Annotated in this window: 18 protein-coding genes; 1 reads left to right on the forward strand and 17 read right to left on the reverse strand. The window is 63.3% G+C overall.

The annotated features are described in order from the left end of the window. Positions 1 to 155: 155 nt before the first annotated feature. Positions 156 to 1,349 carry a lytic murein transglycosylase B gene (mltB, locus tag AWB67_RS10420; protein WP_087656166.1) on the forward strand — a complete coding sequence of 398 codons (1,194 nt, stop codon included), beginning with the start codon at positions 156 to 158 and terminating at the stop codon, positions 1,347 to 1,349. Positions 1,350 to 1,425: 76 nt separating this feature from the next. Here the strand turns inward: mltB and cysM are convergent, their stop codons facing one another. The 17 genes from cysM to gyrA all read right to left on the reverse strand — a co-directional run bounded on the left by cysM (position 1,426) and on the right by gyrA (position 20,606). Continuing rightward, positions 1,426 to 2,328, reverse strand: a complete 903-nt coding sequence (cysM, locus tag AWB67_RS10425) for a cysteine synthase CysM (protein WP_087656167.1) — start codon at positions 2,326 to 2,328, stop codon at positions 1,426 to 1,428. Positions 2,329 to 2,585: 257 nt separating this feature from the next. Beyond that, positions 2,586 to 2,945 (reverse strand): ComEA family DNA-binding protein, encoded by a 360-nt coding sequence (locus tag AWB67_RS10430; protein ID WP_087656168.1) that lies wholly within the window; start codon positions 2,943 to 2,945, stop codon positions 2,586 to 2,588. Positions 2,946 to 3,030: 85 nt separating this feature from the next. Beyond that, entirely contained in the window at positions 3,031 to 4,026 is a 996-nt protein-coding gene (gene rfaD / locus AWB67_RS10435) for an ADP-glyceromanno-heptose 6-epimerase (RefSeq protein WP_087656169.1), read from the reverse strand. 7 nt (positions 4,027 to 4,033) lie between these two features. Further along, positions 4,034 to 5,011 carry a D-glycero-beta-D-manno-heptose-7-phosphate kinase gene (rfaE1, locus tag AWB67_RS10440; protein WP_087656170.1) on the reverse strand — a complete coding sequence of 326 codons (978 nt, stop codon included), beginning with the start codon at positions 5,009 to 5,011 and terminating at the stop codon, positions 4,034 to 4,036. Then, positions 4,977 to 6,380 (reverse strand): UDP-glucose dehydrogenase family protein, encoded by a 1,404-nt coding sequence (locus tag AWB67_RS10445; RefSeq protein ID WP_087656171.1) that lies wholly within the window; start codon positions 6,378 to 6,380, stop codon positions 4,977 to 4,979. Before AWB67_RS10445 ends, rfaE1 begins: the two co-directional genes overlap by 35 nt. A gap of 105 nt (positions 6,381 to 6,485) precedes the next feature. Beyond that, positions 6,486 to 7,658, reverse strand: a complete 1,173-nt coding sequence (gene lapB, locus AWB67_RS10450; protein WP_087656172.1) for a lipopolysaccharide assembly protein LapB — start codon at positions 7,656 to 7,658, stop codon at positions 6,486 to 6,488. A gap of 63 nt (positions 7,659 to 7,721) precedes the next feature. Beyond that, positions 7,722 to 8,015 carry a LapA family protein gene (locus AWB67_RS10455; RefSeq protein WP_087656173.1) on the reverse strand — a complete coding sequence of 98 codons (294 nt, stop codon included), beginning with the start codon at positions 8,013 to 8,015 and terminating at the stop codon, positions 7,722 to 7,724. A 321-nt stretch (positions 8,016 to 8,336) separates the two neighbouring features. Continuing rightward, a complete protein-coding gene (locus AWB67_RS10460; RefSeq protein WP_087656174.1) occupies positions 8,337 to 8,663 on the reverse strand; it encodes an integration host factor subunit beta in 327 nt (108 codons plus the stop codon). 22 nt (positions 8,664 to 8,685) lie between these two features. After that, positions 8,686 to 10,419 (reverse strand): 30S ribosomal protein S1, encoded by a 1,734-nt coding sequence (gene rpsA, locus AWB67_RS10465; protein ID WP_200822206.1) that lies wholly within the window; start codon positions 10,417 to 10,419, stop codon positions 8,686 to 8,688. 162 nt (positions 10,420 to 10,581) lie between these two features. Beyond that, the gene (gene cmk, locus AWB67_RS10470; protein WP_087656176.1) at positions 10,582 to 11,262 is read right to left on the reverse strand and encodes a (d)CMP kinase; all 681 of its coding nucleotides are present in this window, start codon (positions 11,260 to 11,262) and stop codon (positions 10,582 to 10,584) included. A gap of 40 nt (positions 11,263 to 11,302) precedes the next feature. After that, positions 11,303 to 12,607 (reverse strand): 3-phosphoshikimate 1-carboxyvinyltransferase, encoded by a 1,305-nt coding sequence (gene aroA, locus AWB67_RS10475; protein WP_087656177.1) that lies wholly within the window; start codon positions 12,605 to 12,607, stop codon positions 11,303 to 11,305. Positions 12,608 to 12,617: 10 nt separating this feature from the next. Beyond that, positions 12,618 to 13,541 carry a prephenate dehydrogenase gene (locus tag AWB67_RS10480; RefSeq protein WP_087656178.1) on the reverse strand — a complete coding sequence of 308 codons (924 nt, stop codon included), beginning with the start codon at positions 13,539 to 13,541 and terminating at the stop codon, positions 12,618 to 12,620. A 37-nt stretch (positions 13,542 to 13,578) separates the two neighbouring features. Beyond that, entirely contained in the window at positions 13,579 to 14,691 is a 1,113-nt protein-coding gene (gene hisC / locus AWB67_RS10485; protein WP_087656179.1) for a histidinol-phosphate transaminase, read from the reverse strand. Positions 14,692 to 14,724: 33 nt separating this feature from the next. Then, positions 14,725 to 15,807 (reverse strand): prephenate dehydratase, encoded by a 1,083-nt coding sequence (pheA, locus tag AWB67_RS10490; protein WP_087656180.1) that lies wholly within the window; start codon positions 15,805 to 15,807, stop codon positions 14,725 to 14,727. Between the two features lie 84 nt (positions 15,808 to 15,891). Further along, entirely contained in the window at positions 15,892 to 16,974 is a 1,083-nt protein-coding gene (gene serC / locus AWB67_RS10495; protein WP_087656181.1) for a 3-phosphoserine/phosphohydroxythreonine transaminase, read from the reverse strand. A 177-nt stretch (positions 16,975 to 17,151) separates the two neighbouring features. After that, the gene (locus tag AWB67_RS10500) at positions 17,152 to 17,763 is read right to left on the reverse strand and encodes a DUF2059 domain-containing protein (protein ID WP_087656182.1); all 612 of its coding nucleotides are present in this window, start codon (positions 17,761 to 17,763) and stop codon (positions 17,152 to 17,154) included. A 194-nt stretch (positions 17,764 to 17,957) separates the two neighbouring features. Then, on the reverse strand, positions 17,958 to 20,606 hold the full coding sequence (gene gyrA, locus AWB67_RS10505; protein WP_087656183.1) for a DNA gyrase subunit A: 2,649 nt from the start codon (positions 20,604 to 20,606) through the stop codon (positions 17,958 to 17,960). Between the last annotated feature and the right edge of the window lie 313 nt (positions 20,607 to 20,919).

The raw sequence follows: 20,919 nt of genomic DNA on the forward strand, positions 1-20,919 counted from the left end.
CCACACGCCGCGCGATTGACGTTAAGTTACCACACCGTTTATTCCCGTCCCTGCCGTTAATTCAGGGCTTCGAGGCGGCATGCGGGCTTAAGGGCGTCGGTTATACTGCCCCGACACTCGACGCACTGCCACACATCGTCACAACCGCGCACACTATGACCTTCAAGTTTGCTCCGCTTGATTTGCCCGACGCGTTCAAGCCGCACTCACTCGCCACCGTCGTCTCCAAAGCCTTCCTCGTTTGTGCTCTCGGCGCCCTCGCCGCCGGCAGTGCCTTTGCGCAGTCGCAGTCACAGTCGCAGCCTCAAACCGCGACGCCGCAAGGGCAGGACTTCGAAGAAGAAATCGTGCCGCAGCGCTACGCGAAAAACCCGAATGTCGATGCGTTCATCAACGACATGGTCGCGCGCTACGACTTCGATTCAAGCGCGCTGCACGACCTGTTCAATCGCGTCAGCTATTCGACGACCGCGGTCAAGCTCGTGACGCCCGCGCCGACGCCCGCCACAAAGAACTGGCGCGCGTATCAGGGGCGCTTCATCGAGCCGGTGCGCATCAACGCCGGCGTGAAGTTCTGGCGCGCGAATCAGGCCACGCTGCAGCGCGCGTCGGAGCAATACGGCGTGCCGCCGGAGGTGATCGTCGGCATCATCGGCGTGGAGACGATCTACGGGCGCTACATGGGCAACTTCCGCGCGCTCGATGCACTGACCACGCTCACCTTCGATTACCCGAACACGCCGAATCGCGCCGAGCGGCAGGCGACGTTCCGCAAGAACCTCGAAGACCTGCTCGTCTGGACGCGCGACGCGCAGATCGATCCGTCCACCGTGCTCGGCTCGTACACCGGCGCGATCGGCATTCCGCAGTTCATGCCGAGCAGCATCGTGCAATACGCAATCGATTACGACGGCAACAGCCGCATCGACCTGCGCACGAGCCAGGCCGACGCGATCGGCAGCGTCGCGAATTTCCTGAACAAGCACGGCTGGGAAGGTGGGCGTCCGGTCGTGTGGCGCATCGCGGGCGATGTCGGCAGCCAGGGCATCGCGCAGGCGGCGGCCGATGGCGCGCCGGAGCCGCACTGGTCGCTCGCGCAATTGCTCAAAGCGGGCATGCTGCTGAACGAGCCGTCGTTGAATACGGCTTCGGAGGCGGGAACGCCGGTGACGGTCGTCGATTTGCCGACGCCGGGACGGCCGACCGAATACACGCTTGGTACGAAGAATTTCTACGTTCTGACGCGCTACAACCGCAGTTTCTTTTATGCGTTGTCGGTGTATCAATTGGGCGAGGCGGTGAAGGCGCGCATCGCGGCGGGCGATACGGGAACGTCGACGGTGCAGTGACGTTTCTGAAGCCGCATCAAAGTACAGAAGGCCGTTCAAATGAACGGCCTTCTGTACTTTGAGACGTGCTAGACCTTCACGCGGGGAAAACACCCGTCGAAAGATACCGATCGCCACGATCGCAGACGATGAACACGATCGTCGCGTTCTCCACCTGCCGCGCGATGCGCAACGCGACTTCGCACGCGCCGCCCGACGAAATCCCGCTGAAAATCCCCTCGACCGATGCCATCCGGCGCGCCATCGCTTCCGATGCCGCCTGACTCACGTTCTCCACACGATCAACGCGACTACGGTCGAAAATCTTCGGAAGATAAGCCTCGGGCCACTTGCGGATGCCCGGAATGCGCGAGCCCTCTTCCGGCTGCGCCCCGACGATCTCGATCTTCTCGTTCTGTTCCTTCAGGTACTGCGACACGCCCATGATCGTACCGGTCGTACCCATCGCCGAGACGAAATGCGTAATGCGCCCTTCCGTCTGCCGCCACAGTTCCGGCCCGGTCGTCTCATAGTGCGCGAGCGGATTGTCGGGATTCGCGAACTGGTCGAGGATGACGCCCTTGCCTTCGCGCTGCATCTGGTCGGCGAGATCGCGTGCGTATTCCATGCCGCCCGTTACCGGCGTCAGCACGATCTGCGCGCCGTAAGCGGCCATGCTCTGGCGCCGCTCGACCGAAAGGTCCTCGGGCATCAGCAACACCATCTTGTAGCCGCGCACGGCGGCGGCCATCGCGAGCGCGATGCCGGTATTGCCGCTCGTCGCTTCGATCAGCGTGTCGCCGGGCTTGATGCGGCCGCGCTCTTCGGCCTTCTTGATCATCGAGAGCGCCGGACGGTCCTTCACCGAGCCCGCCGGATTGTTGCCTTCCAGCTTGCCGAGAAGGACGTTATTGCGGCTGCGGATGTCGTCGTCCGTCAGACGGACGAGCTGCACGAGCGGCGTATTGCCGATCGTGTCTTCGATTGTCATGTAAGCCATAAGCGGTGCTGTGTGCGGCCGCTAGTGCAGCCGATGCGTGAATATTGGGATGCGGGGAATCCACCGATTGTAGCCCAGCGGTCCTTTCGCTGCCGCCCGCCCCTATCGGTTACAGGGGTTGGGGTTGTTCATGCGCTGTGGCCTCGACGGCAAAAAGCCCGCGGCGGTGCCGTGGGAGCCAATCACCGAGCTGTTTCAACCCGCGTTGCGCGGCGCACGAGCCGACCGGCGCGTCGGCTGCATGCGCCGCGCCGCGTCTACTTCTTCACGACGACCGGTTGATGCGCCGCCGCAGCCGCAGCCGCATTGGCCGCAAGCGCGCCGGAGCCCGCGTGCGCTGCGGCGGCCGTCTTGCCGGCCGGTCCGATGGTGAGCCCTTCGGCCTGCAGGCGTTCCATCGTCTTGCCGCCCATGCCCTTGACGCGCTTGCGCATTTCGGCGGCGTCCTTGAACGGGCCGTGCGCGTCGCCCTCGTCAAGTATGGCTTTGGCTTTTGCCGGACCGATGCCCTTGATGCCGCGCAGCGCATCGGTATTGGCGGTGTTGACGTCGACGGCCGCGAGAGCGGAACCGACCGACATGGCGAGCGCGAACGCTGCGATTACTTTTTTGATCATCTGAGTCTCCCTTGAAGAACCTTGAGGAACCGGCCAGCGTCCGTCGCTGACCGTGAGACCCAGTTTAAAAAAACGCGCCAGCCTTTTATAGCTGGCCGAACAGCCAACGCACGTAGCGGTCAACGCCTTCCTGCACACTCAAAAACGGTGCGTCATAGCCCGCGGCGCGCAGCTTCGCTTGATCCGCCTGCGTGAAGCACTGATACTTGCCGCGCAGCGCGTCGGGAAACGGGATGTACTCGATCAGCCCGCGCTGCGCGAGTTCGGCGAGCGACAGCGTCGTCGCCTCGCCGTCCATCGAGCGCAGCGTGTTCACGACCGTCGATGCGATGTCGTTGAACGGCTGCGCACGGCCCGTGCCGAGATTGAAGATGCCCGACTTCTCCGGGTGATCGAAGAAGAAGAGGTTGACCTTCGCCACGTCCTCGACCGACACGAAATCGCGGGTCTGCTCGCCCGCCGCGTAGCCGTTGTACTCGCCGAAGAGCTTGACCTTGCCCTCGGCGCGGAACTGGTTGAAGTTGTGAAACGCCACCGACGCCATGCGCGCCTTGTGCGTCTCGCGCGGCCCGTAGACATTGAAATAGCGGAATCCGACGATCTGGCTCTTCGCCTTCGGAAGCGTCTGGCGCACGATCTGGTCGAAGAGGAACTTCGAGTAGCCGTAGACGTTCAGCGGCTTTTCGAACTCGCGGTCCTCGACGAACTGGCTCGACCCGCCATAAGTCGCCGCCGACGACGCATACAGGAACTGCGCGCCCTGCTCGAGACACGCGTCCATCACGTCGCGGCTGTAGCGGAAGTTGTTGTCCATCATGTAGCGGCCGTCGGTTTCCATCGTGTCCGAACAGGCGCCTTCGTGGAACACCGCGCGTACCTTGCCGAAGTCGCCGCGCTTGAAACGCTCGACGAACTCGGTCTTGTCGAGATAGTCGTCGATCTCGCAATCGACGAGATTCTTGAACTTGTCGGCGCGCGTCAGGTTGTCGACGGCGATCACGCGATGTTCGCCGCGATCGTTGAGCGCCTTCACGATATTGCTGCCGATGAACCCGGCCGCGCCGGTGACGATGATGGTCATGATGTTCTCAAGCGAAAAGTTCGTTGTAGTCGACGGTCGCCGTGCCCAGCTTCCCGACGACGATGCCCGCCGCCCGGTTGGCATAGGCGATCGAGTCGATGAGCGGCACGCCTGCGCCGAGCATCGTCGCGACCGTCGCGATGACGGTGTCGCCCGCGCCGGACACGTCGTAGACCTCGCGCGCGTCGGCTTGCGTGTGCAGCACGCGGTTGTCCGTGAAGAGCGTCATGCCCTCCTCGGAACGCGTGAGCAGCAGCGCGTCGATTTGCAACTCGGCGCGCAGCTTCGCGACGCGTTCGTGCAAATCCTCCTCCGAATGCCACCGCCCGACGACCTCGCGCAACTCCGCGCGGTTCGGCGTGATCAGCGTGGCGCCGCGATAGCGGTCCCAGTCGTCGCCTTTCGGGTCGACCAGCACCGGCTTGTTCGCGCGACGCGCGTCCGCGATCATCTGCGTCACGTGCGTCAGGCCGCCCTTCGCGTAATCCGACATCAGGATGACGTCGTACTGCGGCAACAGATCGGCAAAACGCGCGAGGCACGCGGCGAGCACTTCGTGCGTCGGCGAGTTCTCAAAATCGACGCGCAGCAACTGCTGCTGGCGCGACAGCACCCGCAGCTTGATCGTCGTGAGCAGTTCGGGATCGCGTTCGAGGTGCCCCGCGACCTTGCTCTCGCCGAGCAACTCGACGATGCGCTCGCCCGGTTCGTCGTGGCCCACCACGCAGAGCAGCCCCGCCTGCGCGCCGAGCGCCGCCGCGTTGCGCGCGACGTTCGCCGCGCCGCCGAGGCGGTCTTCCTTGCGCTGCACATGCACGACCGGCACCGGCGCTTCCGGCGAAATGCGGTTGACGTCGCCGAACCAGTAGCGGTCGAGCATCACGTCGCCGACGACCAAAACGCGCGCCGCCGAAATCCGCGCGCGCGGCACGACCGGAATGGGGGCGGGCTTAGTGGCCGGAGCCGGCGCCGTCGAGTTCGACATGGGGACGTCCTATCGCGTAATAGTCGATGCCGAGTTCCGCCATCGCTTCGGGTTCGTACAGGTTGCGGCCATCGAAGACGACCGGCATTTTCAGTTCGCTTTTGAGATGGGCGAAGTCGGGGCTCTTGAATTCCTTCCACTCGGTCACGATCACGAGCGCATCGGCGCCGGGCAGCGCGTCCTTTTGCGTGTGGACGAACGAGAGGCGCTTCATGTCGTCGGGACGATTGGCGAGATCGAGCGCGATGACGCGTTGCGCTTCATCGAGCGCTACCGGATCGTACGCGCGCACCGTGGCGCCGCGCGCGAGCAGCGCGTCGATCAGGCGCCGGCTCGACGCCTCGCGCATGTCGTCGGTATTGGGCTTGAACGCGAGGCCCCAGACCGCGAACGTGCGCCCACGCAGGTCTTCGCCCATGCGCTTCACGATCTTGCTGACGAGCACTTCCTTCTGCGCGTCGTTGACGTCCTCGACCGCTTCCAGAATGCGCAGCCGATGGCCGTTTTCACGCGCCGTCTGCACGAGCGCCTGCACGTCCTTCGGGAAGCACGATCCACCGTAGCCGCAGCCCGCATACAAAAAGTCGTAGCCGATGCGCGGATCGGAGCCGATTCCCCGACGCACCGATTCGATATCGGCGCCGACCGTATCGGCCAGGTTCGACAGATCGTTCATGAACGAAATGCGCGTCGCGAGCATTGCGTTGGCCGCGTACTTCGTGAATTCCGCCGAGCGCACGTCCATGTACAGCGTGCGCTCGTGATTGCGGTTGAACGGCGCGTAGAGCCGCTTCATTTTCTCGCGTGCGAGGTGGCCGGCTTCGTCGTCGTCCAGCCCGATTACGATGCGGTCCGGGCGCATGAAATCATCGACCGCCGCGCCCTCCTTCAGAAACTCCGGATTCGACACGACCGAAAAGCCGTGCTTGCCCGATGCTTCCAGCCCGCGCGCCGTCAACTCTTCCTCGACCACGCGCCGCACCTGGAGCGCCGTGCCGACCGGCACCGTCGATTTATCGACGATTACCTTGAAGCCGTTCGAATAACGCCCGATGTTGCGCGCCGCCGCGAGCACATATTGCAGGTCGGCGGAGCCGTCTTCGTCGGGCGGCGTGCCGACCGCGATGAACTGGATCTCGCCGTGCTCGACGCTCGCCTTCACGTCGGTCGAAAACTGGATGCGGCCGGCCGTGCGCGTGCGCCGGAGCATTTCCAGCAGCCCTGGCTCGTGGATCGGCACGCCGCCGTTGTTGAGGATTTCGATCTTGCGCGGATCGACGTCGACGCAAAACACGTCGTGACCGATTTCAGCAAGGCACGCGCCGGTCACCAGACCGACGTAACCCGTGCCGACGATGGTAATTTTCATACGCGTTCCGGTTGTTCTGAAGATGCCGGCGATGGCCGGAAGCCGGGTCAGCATCGACCCGCTCGCCTCCCGCGCAGCCGGCTTGCCGATTAGCCGCGCGCGCCGTCAGGCCGAAGTAATGGGTTCGACGCGGCGCGGCGCATACGTTTCCCAGCCGCTGCAGCCGGGACATTGCCAGTAGAAAAGACGGGCGCGGAAGCCACAAGTTTGACACGTATAGCGCGGCAGGTTCTTGGTGCGCTGCTTGACGAGCGCGCGCATCAGTTGCAGTTCACCACGACGCGGTTCTTCGGCGCCCGCTTCCTGCGATTCGAGCAGGCGCAGCATGCCCGCGAGATTCGGCGACGTCTGCATCTGCGTGCGCGCGAGCGCGTGCGCGGCGTCGAGGCCGCGTAGCGCCTCGACGTGCTTGAACGCGACGTCGAGCAGATCGGTCGACGGATAGCGGTGCACGTAGCCGGTCAACAGATCGACGCCGTTCTCCGCGCGATCGAGCTTCGTGTACGCGTCCATCAGCTTCTCGGCGACGAGCGGCAGATACGCCGCATTCTGCTCCTCGACGCGCTTCCAGCAAGCGATCGCCGAGACGAGATCGCCGCCGGCGGCATCGACGTCGCCCGCGAGGATGGTCGCGCGCACGCTGTCGGAGTTGGCCGCGAGAGCCAGTTTCAGCTCGGCACGGGCTTCGTCGGGCTGTTTGCGCTGCAGCGCTTCCTGCGCGAGTTCGCAGTGAAAATGCGCGACTTCCTTCGCCAGCGACGGCGCGCCCATCTTCTCGATGCGCTCCGCGGTCACGATCGACTTCGGCCAGTCTTTCTCGATCTCGTAGATCGTCAGCAACGCGCGCTGCGCGCCGAGTTCGTATTCGCCGGCTTCCAGCGAGCGGAACGTTTCCTCTGCGCGATCCAGCAGGCCGGCCTTCAGGAAGTCCTGGCCGAGTTCGAAGAGGGCGTGATCGCGCTCGGCGACGGGCAGGTCGGCGCGGCTCAAGAGGTTCTGGTGGACGCGGATCGCGCGATCCGTCTCGCCGCGCCGGCGAAACAAATTGCCGAGCGCAAAGTGCAATTCGATGGTTTCGGGGTCGAGCTTCGCGACTTCGATGAAGGCGTCGATCGCTTTGTCGTGTTGCTCGTTGAGCAGGAAATTGAGGCCGCGAAAGTACGAGCGCGGCAGATTCGCGTTTTCGGACAGCAGCGCTTTCAGGTCATAGCGGGATGCCATCCAGCCAAGCGCGAACGCGACAGGGACGACAAGCAGCCACCAGAAGTCTAGATCCATGCGAATAGTCGGTGAGTCGGGGTGGATGGCGGCGCGTCTGCATGTGCGCCGGCGCTGGCTGGATCAGATGAGCGGCGGCATCGGGGGTTCCTGCACGGGAACGGGCGCCTCGCGCGCGACGCGCAGCTCGCGCCTCAAACGCCCGTTCTCCATGCGCAGGCGGAACATCGCGGGCAGCGCGGACACGAGCCCCGCCAGCAAGCCGACAACGAAAAACGCGAGGCCGATCAGGATCAACGGAGCTTGCCAGGAATAGCCGGCGAGGAAATTGAGCGTCGCGGGTTGCGTGTTGGCGAGCGCCAGCACCAGCAGCAGGACGAAGACGAGGACGCGGATCAGCCAGACAAAAAATTTCATGGAGACTCTCTCGACGGCGGTTGCAGACGGCATCGGATGTCGCGTTGCGCGTGAAGCCCGCGCAGCACGGTCACCGGGCCGAAAGTGACCGGTATTGTAAATGATGCGTATCGTCGTCAGGGCGGCGGTTGCGGGCGGTAAGCGGTTGCTGCGGCGCGTATCAGTTGGTGAGCAAGACGCGCACCTATCGATTGGAAGCGACCCTGAGAAACGTATGAGCAAAGTGCAGGCGAAAAAAAAGCACCCCTGGGGGTGCTCTTTTCCGGTCATTGCCGTCTGGTACGACACTGCGGCTTTAGAACCGGCCGATTCGGAGTTCGATCAGAGATCGTCGTCTTCATCGTCCGATATTTTCAGCGGCTCGCCTGCGCGGCCGTCGACGCGTTCACGCAATTCCTTGCCCGGTTTGAAGTGCGGCACAAATTTCTCCGGCACCAGCACCTTCTCACCCGACTTCGGATTGCGCCCGACGCGCGACGGACGACGATTGAGCCCGAAGCTGCCGAAGCCGCGAATTTCGATGCGATGACCGTTGGCCAAAGCCTCCGACATCGCATCGAGCATCGTCTTCACCGCGAAATCCGCATCCTTGAGGACAAGTTGCGGAAAACGCGACGCCAGTTGGGCGACCAATTCCGATTTGGTCATACTGCAGCGGTATCGTTAAGGCTTAGCTGTTCTGGCCGTCGAGCTTGGCCTTGAGCAGCGCGCCGAGGTTGGTCGTGCCGGTAGCAGCGGCGTTCGAGTCCGATGCTGCCAGACCGCGAATCGCTTCCTGTTGTTCAGCCGAATCCTTGGCCTTGACCGACAGGTTGATGCCACGCGACTTGCGGTCGATGTTGATGATCATCGCATTGACCTTGTCGCCTTCCTTCAGCACGTTACGAGCGTCTTCGACACGGTCCTGAGCGATTTCCGACGCGCGGAGGTAGCCTTCGACGTCAGCCGTCAGCGTGATGACCGCACCCTTCGCGTCCACCGACTTCACCGTACCGTCAACAATCGCGCCCTTGTCGTTGATCGCGACAAAGTTGCTGAACGGATCGCCTTCGAGTTGCTTGATGCCGAGCGAAATGCGTTCCTTCTCGACGTCGATGCCCAGAACCACGGCTTCGACTTCGTCGCCCTTCTTGTACTTGCGCACGGCTTCTTCGCCGGTTTCGCTCCACGACAGGTCCGAGAGGTGAACCAGACCGTCGATGCCGCCAGGCAGACCGATGAACACGCCGAAGTCGGTGATCGACTTGATGGCGCCGCTGATCTTGTCGCCCTTCTTGAAGTTGCGGCTGAAGTCGTCCCACGGGTTCGGCTTGCACTGCTTCATGCCGAGGCTGATACGGCGGCGGTCTTCGTCGATTTCGAGAACCATGACTTCGACTTCGTCACCGAGCTGTACAACCTTCGACGGTGCAACGTTCTTGTTCGTCCAGTCCATTTCCGACACGTGGACCAGGCCTTCGATGCCCGATTCCACTTCGACGAATGCGCCGTAGTCGGTGATGTTCGTGACCTTGCCGAACAGGCGCGTGCCCGACGGGTAACGGCGGGAGATGCCTTCCCACGGATCGTCGCCGAGCTGCTTGATGCCGAGCGAGACGCGGTTCTTCTCTTGGTCGAACTTGAGGATCTTCGCGGTGACTTCCTGGCCAACCGACAGAACTTCGCTCGGGTGACGCACGCGACGCCATGCGATGTCGGTGATGTGCAGCAGGCCGTCGATGCCGCCGAGGTCCACGAACGCGCCGTAGTCGGTGATGTTCTTGACCACGCCTTCCACGATCGCGCCTTCCTTCAGCGTTTCGAGCAGCTTTGCGCGCTCTTCGCCTTGCGTGGCTTCGATCACGGCACGGCGCGACAACACGACGTTGTTACGCTTGCGGTCGAGCTTGATCACGCGAAATTCGAGGGTCTTGCCTTCGTACGGCGTCGTGTCCTTGACGGGACGCGTGTCGACGAGCGAACCCGGCAGGAACGCGCGGATGCCGTTGACCATGACGGTCATGCCGCCCTTGACCTTGCCCGTGATCGTGCCGGTCACGAGTTCGTTGTTGTCGAGGGCTTTTTCCAGCGACAGCCACGAAGCGAGGCGCTTCGCCTTGTCGCGCGACAGGATGGTGTCGCCATAGCCGTTTTCCAGCGCGTCGATCGCGACGGAAACGAAGTCGCCCGCCTGCACTTCTACCTCGCCCGCGTCGTTCAGGAATTCTTCGAGCGGAATGTAGGCTTCGGACTTGAGACCAGCGTTGACGACCACGAAGTTGTGGTCGACACGCACGACTTCGGCGGAGATCACTTCGCCGGCGCGCATGTCCTGCTTGGTCAGCGACTCTTCGAACAGAGCCGCAAAAGATTCGGTATTCGGGGTGGAGGTTTGCAGGTCGGACATAAAAATCGAGGTTTGCACGGCTTGATCGCGATGCCTGCCGTCCGGTGACGGCCAACTGGCAAAAAAACGAGAGCCACGCGGGGTTAAAGGGTTTGAACACGCTCCGTGTTTCTCGCGGAGCACCATGCAAGCGGGCTGGAACGACCCGCCTTTACTGCTACTGCGCTTTACTACCTGAAACTAGACGCGAATCTCGTTGAACCAGCCAATGATCTGTTCGACCGTTTGGTCGACGGACAAGCCGGATGTGTCCAGCGTTCTCGCGTCTGCTGCGGGCTTCAGTGGCGCGGTGCTGCGATTTGTATCGCGCGTGTCGCGTTCACGCAAATCTCTCAGCAAGTCTTCCATATTAGCAGAAAATCCTTTTTGTATCAATTGCTTATACCGTCTGGCCGCGCGAGCCTCGACGCTGGCGGTGAGAAACACCTTGAGCGGGGCATCAGGAAAGATCACCGTGCCCATGTCACGGCCGTCCGCGACGAGCCCCGGCAGCTTGCGGAACGCCCGCTGGCGGGCAATCAGCGCCTTCCTAACTTCGGGATGAACCGCGATCGCCGAAGCCCGGTTGCCGACCTCTTCGGCGCGAATTTCCGCCGATACATCGACGCCGTCCAGCTGCGCGCAGCCTTCGCGAAACGTGATATGGAGCGCGCCGACGAGTTTTGCGAGCGCCTCGGCGTCCGCCGGGTCGATGTCGTAGCTCATGCTCGCGAGCGCGGTCAGGCGGTAGAGCGCGCCGCTGTCGAGCAGGTGGAAACCGAGCGTCGCTGCGACCAGCGCGGCGACTGTGCCTTTGCCCGACGCCGTCGGTCCGTCGATGGTGATCACTGGAGATTGATGAAAGGGACGGGTCGGTTTCATTGAGCGGGGCCGTTCTGGCGCGTTGTTGCAGTCATTTCGGTCATGCTTTGGCCAGAGTCGCGAAGCGGTCGAAGTAGTCAGGGAAGGTCTTGCCGACGCATTTTGGGTCGTTGATGCGCACTTGAACCCCGCCCAGCGCGACGAGCGAGAAGCACATCGCCATGCGGTGGTCGTCGTAGGTATCGATGGCGGCGTTCGGCGTGAGCGAGGCGGGCGGCGTCACGATCAGGTAGTCCGCGCCCTCTTCGACCATTGCGCCGACCTTCCGCAGCTCGGTCGCCATCGCGGCGATGCGGTCGGTTTCCTTCACGCGCCAGCTCGCGATGTTGCGCAGCGTGGTCTTGCCGTCGGCGAAAAGCGCGGCGACGGCGATCGTCATCGCCGCGTCGGGGATCAGGTTGAAGTCCATGTCGATGGCGGCGAGGCGCCCGTCGTCGGACTCGACGCCGCGCACTTCGATCCAGTCGTCGCCCATCATGACGTTCGCGCCCATGCGGATCAGCGCGTCGGCGAAACCGACGTCGCCCTGGATACTCGCCCGCCCGACGCCCTCGACGCGCACCGGTCCGCCGCCGATCGCGCCCGCCGCGAGGAAATACGACGCCGACGACGCGTCGCCTTCGATCATGATCGTGCCCGGCGACCGGTACTGCGCGCCCGCCGGCACGGTGAAGCGCGCCCAGCCGTCGCGCGCGACGGTCACGCCGAAGCGCTCCATCAGGCGGATCGTGATGTCGATGTACGGCTTCGAGATCAGCTCGCCTTCGACTTCAATCGTGATCGCGCCGCTCGCCGATTTCACGATCGGAAGCGTCATCAGAAGTGCGGTGAGGAACTGGCTCGACACGTCGCCGCGCACGCGAATCGGTTTATCGACGGCGATTTGCGCGGGGTGGATCTTGAGCGGCGGGAAGCCGTCGTTCAGTTCGTAATCGATGTCGGCGCCGATCTGCCGCAAGCCGTCGACGAGATCGCCGATCGGCCGCTCGTGCATGCGCGGCACGCCGTGCACGCGATATTCGCCGCCATTCACCGCGAGCGCAGCCGTGAGCGGGCGCACCGCCGTGCCCGCGTTGCCGAGGAAAAGCTCGGCCGATTTCGATTCGAACGCGCCGCCCGTGCCGGTCACGACGCACCGGTCGCCGTCGTTCCGGACGCCGACGCCGAGCGTCTCCAGCGCGGAAAGCATCACGCGCGTGTCGTCGGAATCGAGCAGGTTGGTGATCGTGGTTTCGCCGTCGGCGAGCGCGGCGAGCAGCAGCACGCGGTTCGAAATGCTCTTCGAGCCGGGCAGCCGGACCGTGCCGGACGCGCGCGAAAAGGGTCCGAGATCGAGATATTCCATGATTGAGTCCTTATTTCGCAGGGGTTTCGCGGAGCTTCGCGCCGCCGCGTTCCTGCCATTCGGTGCGCGCCACGCGCGAGCGCGCGAACGCCTGTTCGAGCGCGGCGCCGTCGGAGGCGTCAATGGCGGCGCGAAAACGCGCGAGTACCGTCGTGTACGCATCGAGTTCGGCGAGCAACGCAGCGCGGTTCGCGATGCAGATGTCGCGCCACATTTCGGGGCTCGACGCCGCGATCCGCGTGAAATCGCGGAACCCGCCGGCGGCGAAGGAGAACTTGAGCGCGGCGTCGGGCGCTTCGAGAATCTGCTCGACGAGCGCGAACGACGCCACGTGCGGCAGGTGGCTCACCGCCGCGAACACGCGGTCGTGCTGCGCTTCGCTCATGCGGTGGACGCTCGCGCCCGTCGCCAGCCACATCGCTTCGACCCGTTCTACGGCGTCCGGCGAATTCTCGGCCAACGGACAGAGCACGACGTTGCGCCCGACGTAGAGATCGGGCAGCGCGGCATCGACGCCGCTCGACTCGCGCCCCGCAATCGGATGCCCAGGCACAAACTGCGCGACCTTCGCGCCGAGCGCGGCGCGCGCCGCCGCGACGACGTCGCTTTTCGTGCTGCCAGCGTCCGTCACGACGGTCGATGCATCGAGGAACGGCGCGATGCGCGCAAGCAACGGCTCGGTCTGCGCCACCGGCGCGGCGAGCAGCACGACGTCAGCGCCGCTGAGTGCTTTTCCGAGCGCGGCGTCGTCGTCGAGCGATGCGGCTGAGTCGATCACGCCGAGTTCCAGCGCGCGCTGGATCGTTTTCACCGACCGCCCGACCCCCACGACCTCGCCCGCGAGCCCCGCCCTTTCGCGCAACGCGCGCGCAAGCGACCCGCCGATCAGGCCGACGCCGAAGATAACTAGTTTGTTGAATGTGAACGCAGCCACGGAGCCTCGCCAGAAGCGCGCCTTTCGGCGCGGGGGTTCAGACAGTCGCGAGCGTCTTTTCGAGCGCGGCGATGAAGGCTTCGTTTTCGGCCGGCAGGCCGATCGTCACGCGCAGCCACTGCGGCAAACCGTAGTTGCCAACCGGCCGCACGATCACGCCCTGTTTCAGCAATTCGAGATTGACGCGCGCGCCCGCGCCGTCGTCGTCGCCGACGCGCACCATCACGAAATTGCCGTACGACGGCACGTATTCGAGACCGAGCTTGTCGAACGCCTTGGTCAGGCGCCGATAACCCTGCGCATTCACCGACGCGCTTTCCGTCAGAAACGCGGCGTCCTTGAGCGCAGCGACGGCCGCCGCCTGCGCGAGCGAATTCACGTTGAACGGCTGGCGCAGGCGGTTCAGCAGATCGGTCAGTTCCGGCTGCGCGATCGCAAAGCCGACGCGCAAGCCCGCCAGCCCGAACGCCTTCGAAAACGTGCGCGAGACGAGCAGGTTCGGATAGCGCCGCACCCAGTCGATCGAATCGTAGCGATGCTCCGGCGACAGATATTCGGTGTACGCCTCGTCGAGCACGATCGCGACGTGGTGCGGCACTTTCGCGATGAACGCCTCGAGCGCCGGGCCGTCGATGAACGTGCCGGTCGGGTTGTTCGGATTCGCGACGAAGACGAGCCGCGTGTCGTCATCGATGGCGGCGAGCATCGCGTCGAGATCGTGACCGTACGCCACCGCCGGCACGACGATCGCGCGCGCGCCCAGGCCTTGCGTCGCGAGCGCGTACACGGCGAACGAATATTGCGAATAAACGATCGACTGGCCCTTCTCGACGAACGCGTGCGCGGCCATTTCGAGAATGTCGTTGCTGCCGTTGCCGAGCGTGATCCACTCTGGCGGCACGCCGTAGCGCTCGCTCAAGGCGGCCTTCAGCTCGAAACCGTTCGAATCCGGATAGCGCCCCAGTTCCGCGACGGCAAGCGCAATCGCCTGCTTCGCCGATTCCGGCATCCCAAGCGGATTCTCGTTCGACGCCAGTTTCACTATCGTCGTTTCATCGAGGCCGAACTCGCGCGCCACTTCCGAAATCGGCTTGCCGGCGATGTACGGCGCGATCCCGCGCACATACGTTGGGCCGAATTGCGATGTCATGTTTTTCTCCAGTCGATCAAGCGGAAAGCGGGTTCAACGCGCGCGCGGGTAGGAACCGAGGATTTTCAGGAATGCGGCCTTCTGACCGAGCTCGGTGAGCGCGGCGGCGACCCACACGTCATCGCGATGGCCTTCCAGGTCGATGTAGAAGTAGTACTCCCACGTCCCGATGCGCGCCGGACGCGACTCGAAACGCGTCATCGAGACGCCGTGCTTCGCGAGCGGTTCGAGCAGCTTGAACATCGCGCCCGGCTCGTTCGCAACCGACACGATCAGCGACGTCTGGTCGTAGCCGCTCGGGCCGGTCGGCTGCTTGCCGATCATCACGAAACGCGTGCGGTTGTGCGGATCGTCCTGGATATGTGAAAAGACGTTGCCGAGGCCGTAATGCGTGGCGGCACGATCGCCGGCGATAGCCGCGATCGTCGAATCCTTCACCGCCATGCGCGCCGCTTCGGCATTGCTCGACACCGCCTGGCGCTCCAGATGCGGCGCGTTCTGCGTGAGCCAGCGCTGGCACTGCGCAAGCGCCTGCGGATGCGCGCAGACGCGCGTCACGCCGTCGAGCTTGCCGGACGCCGTCAACAAATTGTGATGAATCGGCAGCGCGAGTTCACCGCCGATCGTCAGCGACGACTGCAGCAGCAGATCCAGCGTGCGCGACACCGCGCCTTCCGCCGAATTCTCGACCGGCACGACGCCGAATTCGGCCGCGTCCGCCTCGACCGAGCGGAACACTTCGTCGATCGACGGGCACGGCAGCCCTTCGATCGAATGGCCGAAGTATTCGAACATCGCCTGCTCGCTGTAGGTGCCGACCGGGCCGAGATACGCGGCGCGGATCGTCTGTTCGAGCGCGCGGCTCGCGGCCATGATTTCGCGCCAGATCGAGCTGATGTGATCGTCGGCGAGCGGGCCGTCGCTCATGTCCTGCAGGCGCTGGATCACCTGCATCTCGCGCTCGGGGCGAAACACCGGCGCGTTGAAGTGCTTCTTCACCTCGCCGACTTCCAGCGCCACCGCGGCGCGTTGATTCAAGAGCGCGATGAGTTGCGCATCAATGGCGTCGATGCGTTCGCGCAGCGGTAAGAGTTTTGAATTGAGGTCGTCGTCCATGCGTTGCCTGGCGGGCAAATGAGGGCAAAACAGTGTGCGGAGTGCAAGGCGGCGCATCGGCGGATGCGCGACTTCTGGCGTGATTCACGCGCGGCCCTGCTCGAAATCCTTCATGTATTCGACGAGCGTCTTCACGCCCTCGAACGGCACCGCGTTGTAGATCGATGCCCGCATGCCGCCTACGGACTTGTGGCCCTTCAGTTGCAGCAGCCCGCGCGCTTTCGCGCCGGCCAGGAAATCGGCGTTGCGCGATTCGTCGGCGAGGAAGAACGGCACGTTCATGCGCGATCGCGACTGGCGCTCCACCTTGTTGACGTAGAAATTGCTCGAATCGATGGTGTCGTAGAGCAGCTTCGCCTTCTCGGCGTTGCGCGCTTCGATTGCTGACAGGCCGCCCTGCTTCTTCAGCCACTTGAAGACCAGCCCCGCGATGTAGATCGCGTAGGTGGGCGGCGTGTTGTACATCGAATTGTTCTCGGCAACCGTCTTCCATTCGAACGCGGACGGGCAGATCGGCAGCGCGCGGTCGAGCAGGTCTTCGCGCACGATCACGACGGTCACGCCCGCCATGCCGATGTTTTTCTGCGCGCCGCCGAAGAGCACGCCGTACTTGGCGATGTCCATCGGGCGCGAAAGAATGTGCGACGAAGCATCCGCGACGAGCGGAATATCGCCGAGATCGGGGATTTCGAAGGTCTCGACGCCGTCGATGGTTTCGTTCGTGCACAGATGCACGTAGGCGGGATCGTCGGAGAGATGCCACTCGGCGATGTGCGGCACGTGCGTGAAGCCCTGCTCCGTCTTGCCGTTCGCGGCGATGTGCGGGGCGCCGTATTTCTGCGCTTCCTTGAACGACTTCTGCGACCACGAACCGGTCACGATGAAATCGGCGGTCTTCTTCGTGCCGAGCATGTTCATCGGCACGATGGCGTTCTCGCCAATCCCACCGCCCTGCAGAAACAGAATCCGATGCGATGCCGGCACGCTCAGCAACTCGCGCAGGTCGGTAAGCGCGGCTTCGTGGATCGACATGAATTCGGCGCCGCGATGGCTCATTTCCATCACGCTCATGCCGCTGCCGTTCCAGTCGAGCATTTCGTCGGCCGCTTGGCGCAGCACTTCTTCGGGCATCGCCGCAGGACCGGCGGAGAAATTGAACACGCGCATCTGAGAACCCCGAATGGCCAGGCGCGGCGGGAAGGAACCACTCGTACTGAAAACCGCGCCCGGAAAAGAAATGGCTGTTTGCGCTTTCGCGCAAACAGCCATTATCGCACCGTCCTGAAAACCCGCCAATCCGAGGGACGCCGCGCGGCGGCCTTCAGGACCGGCGAGCCAGCGGGCTTACTTGCCCGGCTTGACGTCGGCCACTTCCTTGTCGGCCTGCGTGCGCGTCGCCTTGATGGCTTGCGGCATGTATTTCTGCATCAGGCCGTTCACGACGTCGCGGCCAACCTGATCCTGCACCTGGATGAACTTGCGACCGGTCGGGCTCTTGTAGAACGCCGTCAGATCCTTGATTTCGTCCGTGGTGTAGTACTTCGCGTAGGCGTCGAACTGGGCCTTCATCGCGTCCTGGCGGAACGAGTCCGTTGCGAACACCTGGCCTGCCGAGTCAACCAGCTTCGGCACGGCGTTCTTCTGCAGCGACGGCACGGCGGCCTGCTTCTGCTTGTCGTTCAGCGACTTGTTCTCGGAGAGCGCGTCCGAAAGAATAGCCGGGACGAGTTGCTTCGATTGCATTTGCGCGCTGTTGCCGATGGCGCCAACGAGCTTCTGCGCATCGATTGCTGCCAGCAGATCGTTGATGGCTGCCTGCTTCGCGGAGTCGACCGGGGCTGCCGCAGCGGCCGCCGGAGCGGCCTGATTCGGCGCCTGGTTTTGCAGCGACTGGGCCATTGCGAAGGTCGGTACGAAAGCAGCCAGCAACATCCACTGTTTAAATCGTTTTTGCATCATTACTCCCTTTGAAAAGTATTCAATCGCAGCCGTGCGACGCAGCTTCGCCGCTCGCGGCGTCACTCGTCGTTTGACGAGCGAAACCCGGCGGCCAAGCCCCAGGTCGCACAACCAGATCCATTCAGGCTTTTGAAAGCAGAACACGAGTCGCGCAAGAGAAGCGCGACTCAGGCAACGGCGCATGCAGCCAATTAAACCGCATCACCGTTGTCGTCATTCTTCTCATCGCCGGTCTCGGTGCTCCCGCTCGCGTCATCTTCGACGTCCGCGTCCAGCTCGACCTCAGCTTCCGCTTCGGCGATGTGCTGCAGTCCCGAGAGCTTCGTCCCCTCGTCAAGACTGATGAGTGTAACACCTTGGGTTGCGCGCCCCATTTCGCGTATCTCGGAAACACGGGTGCGGATCAGGACGCCGGAATTGGCGATCAGCATGATCTCGCTTTCCGGCTCGACGAGCGTCGCGGCGACGACCTTGCCGTTACGTTCCGACGTCTGGATCGCGATCATGCCCTTTGTGCCGCGGCCGTGACGCGTGTACTCGTTGATCGGCGTGCGCTTGCCGTATCCATTCTCCGTTGCCGTCAGCACCGACTGGTTTTCCCCGCCCGCGACGAGCAGTGCTATGACCTGCTGGCCGTCCTCAAGTTGCATGCCGCGCACGCCGCGCGCTTCGCGGCCCATCGCGCGGACGTCGTTTTCGTCGAAACGGACGGCCTTGCCGGAATCGGAGAACAGCATGACGTCGTGTTCGCCGTCGGTAATGGCCGCGCCGATAAGGTAATCGCCTTCATCGAGCCCGACCGCGATGATGCCCTTGCGCAGCGGCCGGCTGAACGCTTCGAGTGGCGTCTTCTTGACGGTGCCGAGCGCGGTCGCCATGAAGACGTATTTGTCGGCGGAGAATTCCTTGATCGGCAGCACGACGTTGATCTTCTCGCCTTCCTGCAGCGGGAACATATTGACGATCGGCCGGCCGCGCGAGTTGCGCGAGCCCTGCGGCACTTCGTAGACCTTGATCCAGTACACGCGGCCGCGGTTCGAGAAGCACAGCATGTGATCGTGCGTGTTCGCGATGAAGAGCGTGTCGATCCAGTCGTCTTCCTTCATCTGCGTGGCTTGCTTGCCGCGCCCGCCGCGCTTCTGCGCGCGATATTCCGACAACGGTTGCGACTTTACGTAACCCGTATGCGACATGGTCACGACCATTTCCTGCGGCGTGATCAGGTCTTCGGTGTTCAGCTCGGTCGCGTTCATCTCGATACGCGAACGGCGCTCGTCGCCGAATTCGTTTCGCACCTGGCCGAGCTCATCGACGATGATCTGACGAATCCGCTCCGGCCGCGCCAGGATATCGAGCAGGTCGGCGATCTGCGCCATCACCTCGCGATACTCGCTGACGATCTTGTCCTGTTCGAGCCCCGTCAGGCGCTGCAGGCGCATCTGCAGAATTTCCTGCGCCTGGATGTCCGACAATCTATATTGGCCGTCTTCCTGCAGGCCATACGCCGGGTTCAGCCCCTCCGGCCGATACGCGATGCGCCCACCGACCGCTTCCGTCTCGGTGCGCGTGAGCATTTCGCGCACGAGCTGCGAATCCCACGAGCGGTTCATCAGCTCCTGCTTCGCGACCGGCGGCGTGGGCGCGGCCTTGATGATCCCGATGAAGTCGTCGATGTTCGCCAGCGCGACCGCGAGACCTTCGAGGATGTGGCCCCGATCCCGCGCCTTGCGCAGTTCGTATACAGTGCGCCGCGTGAGTACTTCCCGCCGATGCGACAGAAAGCACTCCAGCATTTCCTTCAGATTCAACAACTTGGGCTGGCCGTCGACGAGCGCGACCATGTTCATGCCGAAGGTGTCCTGAAGCTGCGTCTGTTTATATAGATTGTTGAGAATGACCTCGGGCACTTCGCCGCGCTTCAGCTCGATCACGACGCGCATGCCGCTCTTGTCGGATTCGTCGCGGATATCGGAGATGCCCTCGATCTTCTTTTCGTTGACGAGTTCGGCGATGCGCTCGAGCAGCGTGCGCTTGTTCACCTGATACGGAATCTCGTCGACGATGATCGCCATGCGCTGGCCGCGGTCGATTTCCTCGAAGTGCGTGGTCGCGCGCATCACCACCCGGCCGCGCCCGGTGCGGTAACCGTCGCGCACGCCCGCGACGCCGTAGATCACGCCCGCTGTCGGGAAATCTGGCGCCGGCACGATTTCGATCAGTTCGTCGACGGTGGTGTCGGGGTTGTTCAGCAGGTGCAGACACGCATCGACGATTTCGCGCAGGTTATGCGGCGGAATGTTCGTCGCCATGCCGACCGCGATGCCCGCCGAGCCATTGATCAGCAGATTGGGGATACGCGCCGGGAGAACGAGCGGCTCGTTCTCGCTGCCGTCGTAGTTCGGGCCGAAGTCGACGGTCTCTTTATCGATATCCGCGAGCAGTTCGTGACCGATCTTGGCCATGCGGATTTCGGTGTAGCGCATGGCGGCAGCGTTGTCGCCGTCGACCGAACCGAAGTTGCCCTGCCCGTCCACCAGCATGTAGCGCAGCGAAAACGGCTGCGCCATGCGCACGATGGTCTCATATACAGAGGCGTCGCCGTGCGGGTGATATTTACCGATCACGTCGCCGACGATACGCGCCGACTTCTTGTAGGCGCGGTTCCAGTCGTTGTTCAACTCGTGCATCGAATACAGCGCGCGACGATGCACCGGCTTCAGGCCATCGCGGACATCGGGAAGCGCCCGTCCGACGATCACGCTCATCGCGTAATCGAGATACGAACGGCGCATTTCCTCCTCGAGGGAGATTGGCAGAGTCTCTTTGGCGAATTGATCCATTATCCGTGTCTTGAACTGTGCGGCGACAGCACGCCGCGAAGGCCGTCAGAGGCGCTTTCGGACCTGTTTTGCTGTCGCTTGCAAACGACGCCGCGAACGCAGCGAATCCCATAATTCTAACATGCGCGACATCTGCGCCCGGCCGCGGTACGTATACAGAGGGGTGAATGGAATAGCGGAGGGATTCCGACCGTATACCTTCGACGCGTGTCAACTGCGGCTCGGAAACTCTGACATGAAGCGCGTCGGTGACGGCTCGGAAAGCGCTTACAAATTGCTTCAAGACAGCGCGTGAATTCGTCAGGTGAACCGG

This window comes from Caballeronia terrestris, assembly GCF_001544515.1.
Taxonomy (GTDB): domain Bacteria; phylum Pseudomonadota; class Gammaproteobacteria; order Burkholderiales; family Burkholderiaceae; genus Caballeronia; species Caballeronia terrestris.